The organism is Streptomyces durocortorensis (assembly GCF_016901035.1).
Lineage (GTDB): Bacteria > Actinomycetota > Actinomycetes > Streptomycetales > Streptomycetaceae > Streptomyces > Streptomyces durocortorensis.
This window is the reverse complement of the sequence record NZ_JAFEUF010000063.1, coordinates 14289-18090: the sequence shown is the minus strand read 5'-3', so window position 1 is coordinate 18090 and position 3802 is coordinate 14289. Positions and strand designations below refer to the sequence as shown.

The following is a 3802-nucleotide window of genomic DNA, read 5'->3' as shown; positions in this document are numbered from 1 at the left end:
ATACTCTCTTTCTCTTCGGTGGGGTGCGGGCGGGGGGGTCGTGGGGCTCGCTGCGGCCGGGGGGGGCGCGGGGGGGGGGGGGGGGGGGGGCCCGCGGGGGCCCCCCCCCCCCGTCCGCGTCCAGGGGCTGTGGAAGCGGTTCGGGGAGCAGGTCGCCGTCGCGGGGATCGATCTGGAGCTGCCCGCGGGGAAGTTCATCGGCCTGGTGGGGCCCAACGGGGCGGGCAAGACGACGACGCTCTCGATGGTCACCGGGCTGCTGCGGCCCGACATGGGGAAGATCGAGGTCGCGGGCCACGACGTGTGGACGGATCCGGTCGAGGTGAAGTCCCGGATCGGGGTGCTGCCGGAGGGGCTGCGGCTGTTCGAGCGGCTCTCGGGGCGTGAACTGCTCGCGTACAACGGCCGGTTGCGCGGTCTGCCGGGCGACGAGGTGGACAAGCGGGCCACGCAGTTGCTGGACGTGCTGGACCTCGCGGGCGCGCAGCACAAGCTGGTCGTCGACTACTCGACCGGTATGCGGAAGAAGATCGGGCTCGCCGCCGCCCTCCTCCACAATCCCGAAGTGCTGTTCCTGGACGAGCCGTTCGAGGGCGTCGACCCGGTGTCGGCGCAGACCATCCGGGGGGTGCTGGAGCGCTACACCCGGTCCGGGGCGACCGTGGTCTTCTCCAGCCATGTGATGGAGCTGGTCGAGTCGCTGTGCGACTGGGTGGCCGTGATGGCGGCGGGCCGGATCAAGGCGCAGGGCACGCTGGCGGAGGTCCGGGGCGACGCGCCCTCGCTGCAGAACGCCTTCCTCGAACTGGTCGGCGCGGGCGGCCGGGAGGCCGGCGACTCCCTCGACTGGCTGGGCGGTACCCGATGAGCGTGCTGGACGCCCCGGTCACCTCCGCGGCCCCGGCCGCGCCGACGACGGGCCTGACCCCGGTCTTCGTACGGCTCAAGCTGACGCTGCTGCGCAACGGGCTGCGGCAGTCCTCCGGGCGGAAGGCGGCGTTCATCGCCTCGCTCGTCGTCAGCCTGCTGCTCGCGGCCGGCCAGGTGCTCGCCCTGGTCCTGCTGCGCGGCAACGAGCACGCGGGCACGGTCGTGGTGCTGCTGACGGGAGTCGTGGCGCTCGGCTGGGCGGTGCTGCCGCTGTTCTTCCCCAGCGGTGACGACACCCTCGACCCGACCCGGCTGGTGATGCTGCCGCTGCGGCCCGAGCCGCTGATCCGGGCCCTGCTGGTCTCCTCGATGATCGGCATCGGCCCGCTGTTCACCCTGTGCCTGGTGGTCGGCTCGGTCCTCGCGCTGGCGCACGGGGCGGCGGGGGTGGTGTTCGCGGTGCTCGCGGTCCCGCTGACGATGCTGCTGTGCGTGGCGCTGTCCCGGGCCGTGGCCACGGCCAACGTACGGCTGCTGAACTCCCGCAAGGGCCGCGACCTCGCGGTGCTCAGCGGGCTGGTGATCGCGGTGGGCATCCAGTTCGTCAACTTCGGCGCGCAGCGGCTCGGCCAGGCGGGCGGGCTGTCCGCTCTGGACCCGGCGGCGAGCGTGGTGCGCTGGCTGCCGGGAGCCTCCGCCGTGGGGGCGGTGGAGACGGCCTCGGACGGTGCGTACGGGGTCGCCGTCCTCCAGACCCTGATCACGGTGGGCGCCCTGGTGGCGCTGATGTGGATGTGGCAGCGGAGCCTGGTGAAGCTGATGACCGCGCCGGACGGTTCGACCCTGGCGGCGGCGGAGCCGGCCCGCAAGGAGAAGGAGACCGGGCGGCGCGGTCTGTCGGGGCTGCTGCCGGAGGGCCGTACGGGGACGGTGATGCAGCGCAGTCTGCGGTACGTGGCCCGGGATCCGAAGACCAAGGCGGCCTGGGTGACGGCGCTGGCGGTCGGGGCGATCGTGCCGCTGCTCAACGCGGTGCAGGGCACCGGCTCGGTCTACTTCGCGTGCTTCGCCGCGGGGATGCTCGGCATGCAGATGTACAACCAGTTCGGCCAGGACACCTCGGCCTTCTGGATGGTGGCGCTGACGATCTCCTCGCCCCGGGACGCGTACGTCGAACTGCGGGCGCGGGCGCTGGTCCTGCTGCTGCTCACCCTGCCGTTCACGCTGCTCGTGTGCGGGGTGACGGCGGCGATGATCGGTGACTGGCGGTCGCTGCCGGGGGCGCTGGGCCTGTCCTTCGCGCTGCTGGGCTCGATGCTGGCGACGGGGGCGGTGGCCTCGGCGCTGTTCCCGTACTCGATCCCGCAGGAGGGCGCGTTCAAGAACGTGGTGCCGGGGCAGGGCGGTCTGGCCTGGATCTCGATCTTCGGCGGCATGCTGGCCGCCGCGCTGCTGTCCGCGCCGGTCATCGTGCCGACGATCTGGATGCACGTCACGGACCACCACGACGCGCTGTGGCTGATGGTGCCGGGCGGGCTCGTGTACGCGGCGCTCATCGGGTGGGCGGGGCTGCGGATCGCCGCCGGGCGCACGGCGAACCGGCTGCCGGAGATCCTGGCGGCGGTCAGCAAGGGCTGAGCCGCCGCCCTCGGCGGGAGGGGAAGCCGAGGGCTACGGGGCGACCGGTTCGCGGTCGTCCCGGTTGTCCTCGGCGAGCTGTTCCAGGAAGGGTTCGACGGCGGCCCGCCAGCCCTCCGGCTGGTCGTAGTGGACGAGGTGGCCCGCGTCCGCCACCTCCGCGTACTGGCCGCGGGGCAGGACCCGGACCATCTCCTGGGCCTCGGCGCGGCCCAGCTCACCGTCGAGGCCGCGCAGCACCAGCGCGGGGCACCGGACCTGGGCCAGCTCCTCCCAGTGGGCGTCGAAGACCCAGGTGGCGCGGGTACGGAGCATCTGGGTGCGGGAGAAGACCGGGCGCCAGCCGTCCTCGGTCTCGGCCATCACCTCGGCGTAGAACTCGCCGCGCGCGGGGTTCGGCCGCTCCACCCAGGGGTCGTCCTCGCCGAACCACTTCCGTACGTCGGCGAGGGTGGCGAAGGGCAGCGGCCAGGAGTCGAACCAGTCGCTCCACTCACGCTGGGAGGCCGCCCCGAGGGCGGAGGCCCGCATGTCGCAGACGACGAGGGCGCGGACGAGGTCGGGGCGCTTCGCGGCGAGCTGCCAGCCGGTGAGCGCTCCCATGGCGTGGCCGACGACGGTGACCGGGCCGAGCCCGAGCTGTTCGATCGCGGCCTCGGCGTCGGAGACGTAGGCGTCGCGGGTGTACGGGCCGTCGGCGGGCTTCTCGCTGCGGCCGTGGCCGCGCTGGTCGAGGCCGACCGCGCGGTGCCGTTCGGCGAGCCAGCGGGCGGTCGGGGCCCAGTGCGAGGCCCGGCCCATCAGCCCGTGCAGCAGTAAGACCCCGGGAGCGCCGGCCGCCTCCGCACGCTCCTTGGGCGGATCGGCGAACTCCCATGCCGCGAGGCGTACGCCGTCGGTTCCGGTCACATCGATGCGCCGCACCATAGTCCTGGCACCCCCTTCTGGTCCTCGATCACCGTGTGGTCGCGCCGCCAGGCTATCGAACTCATATTCGAAAATGGGGTTCCGCCACCCAACACCCCACGTTCGAGTGACACCGGTCAAGGATTGATGCCGACCGGCCTGGGGAGATCTTCAGCGGGAGGCGGGCCGCTCGGGGACAGGGGCCCGCGGGAGATGACCTTGAGAGCTCGGGGCTCCAGGTCAGCACAGGGGAGGAACGGCCCCGGCCTCTTCGGACGCCGGGGCCGCCCCCCCGGGGGGGGGGGGGCCCCCCCGCCCCCGGCCCCCAAAGACCCGCCCCCGGGCCGCCCCCCCCCCCCCCCCCCAACACCCGCGCCGCGGGACGGAG

Annotated in this window: 3 protein-coding genes; 2 read left to right on the top strand and 1 reads right to left on the bottom strand. The window is 73.5% G+C overall.

Annotated features, from left to right (window positions below):
• The first annotated feature begins 40 nt into the window (after nt 1-40).
• On the top strand, nt 41-868 hold the full coding sequence (locus JS521_RS14890; RefSeq protein ID WP_372448583.1) for an ABC transporter ATP-binding protein: 828 nt from the start codon (nt 41-43) through the stop codon (nt 866-868).
• Entirely contained in the window at nt 865-2508 is a 1644-nt protein-coding gene (locus JS521_RS14885) for a transporter (RefSeq protein ID WP_205083459.1), read from the top strand. Before JS521_RS14890 ends, JS521_RS14885 begins: the two co-directional genes overlap by 4 nt.
• A gap of 33 nt (nt 2509-2541) precedes the next feature.
• Here JS521_RS14885 and JS521_RS14880 read toward each other — a convergent pair whose 3' ends face one another.
• Nucleotides 2542-3435, bottom strand: a complete 894-nt coding sequence (locus JS521_RS14880) for an alpha/beta fold hydrolase (RefSeq protein ID WP_205083458.1) — start codon at nt 3433-3435, stop codon at nt 2542-2544.
• Nucleotides 3436-3802: the final 367 nt, after the last annotated feature.

What these genes read in the sequence shown, in the direction of transcription:
- JS521_RS14885 (WP_205083459.1), top strand. Translation starts at nt 865, where the DNA reads ATGAGCGTGCTGGACGCCCCGGTCACCTCCGCGGCCCCGGCCGCGCCG.
- JS521_RS14880 (WP_205083458.1), bottom strand. Translation starts at nt 3,435, where the DNA reads ATGGTGCGGCGCATCGATGTGACCGGAACCGACGGCGTACGCCTCGCG.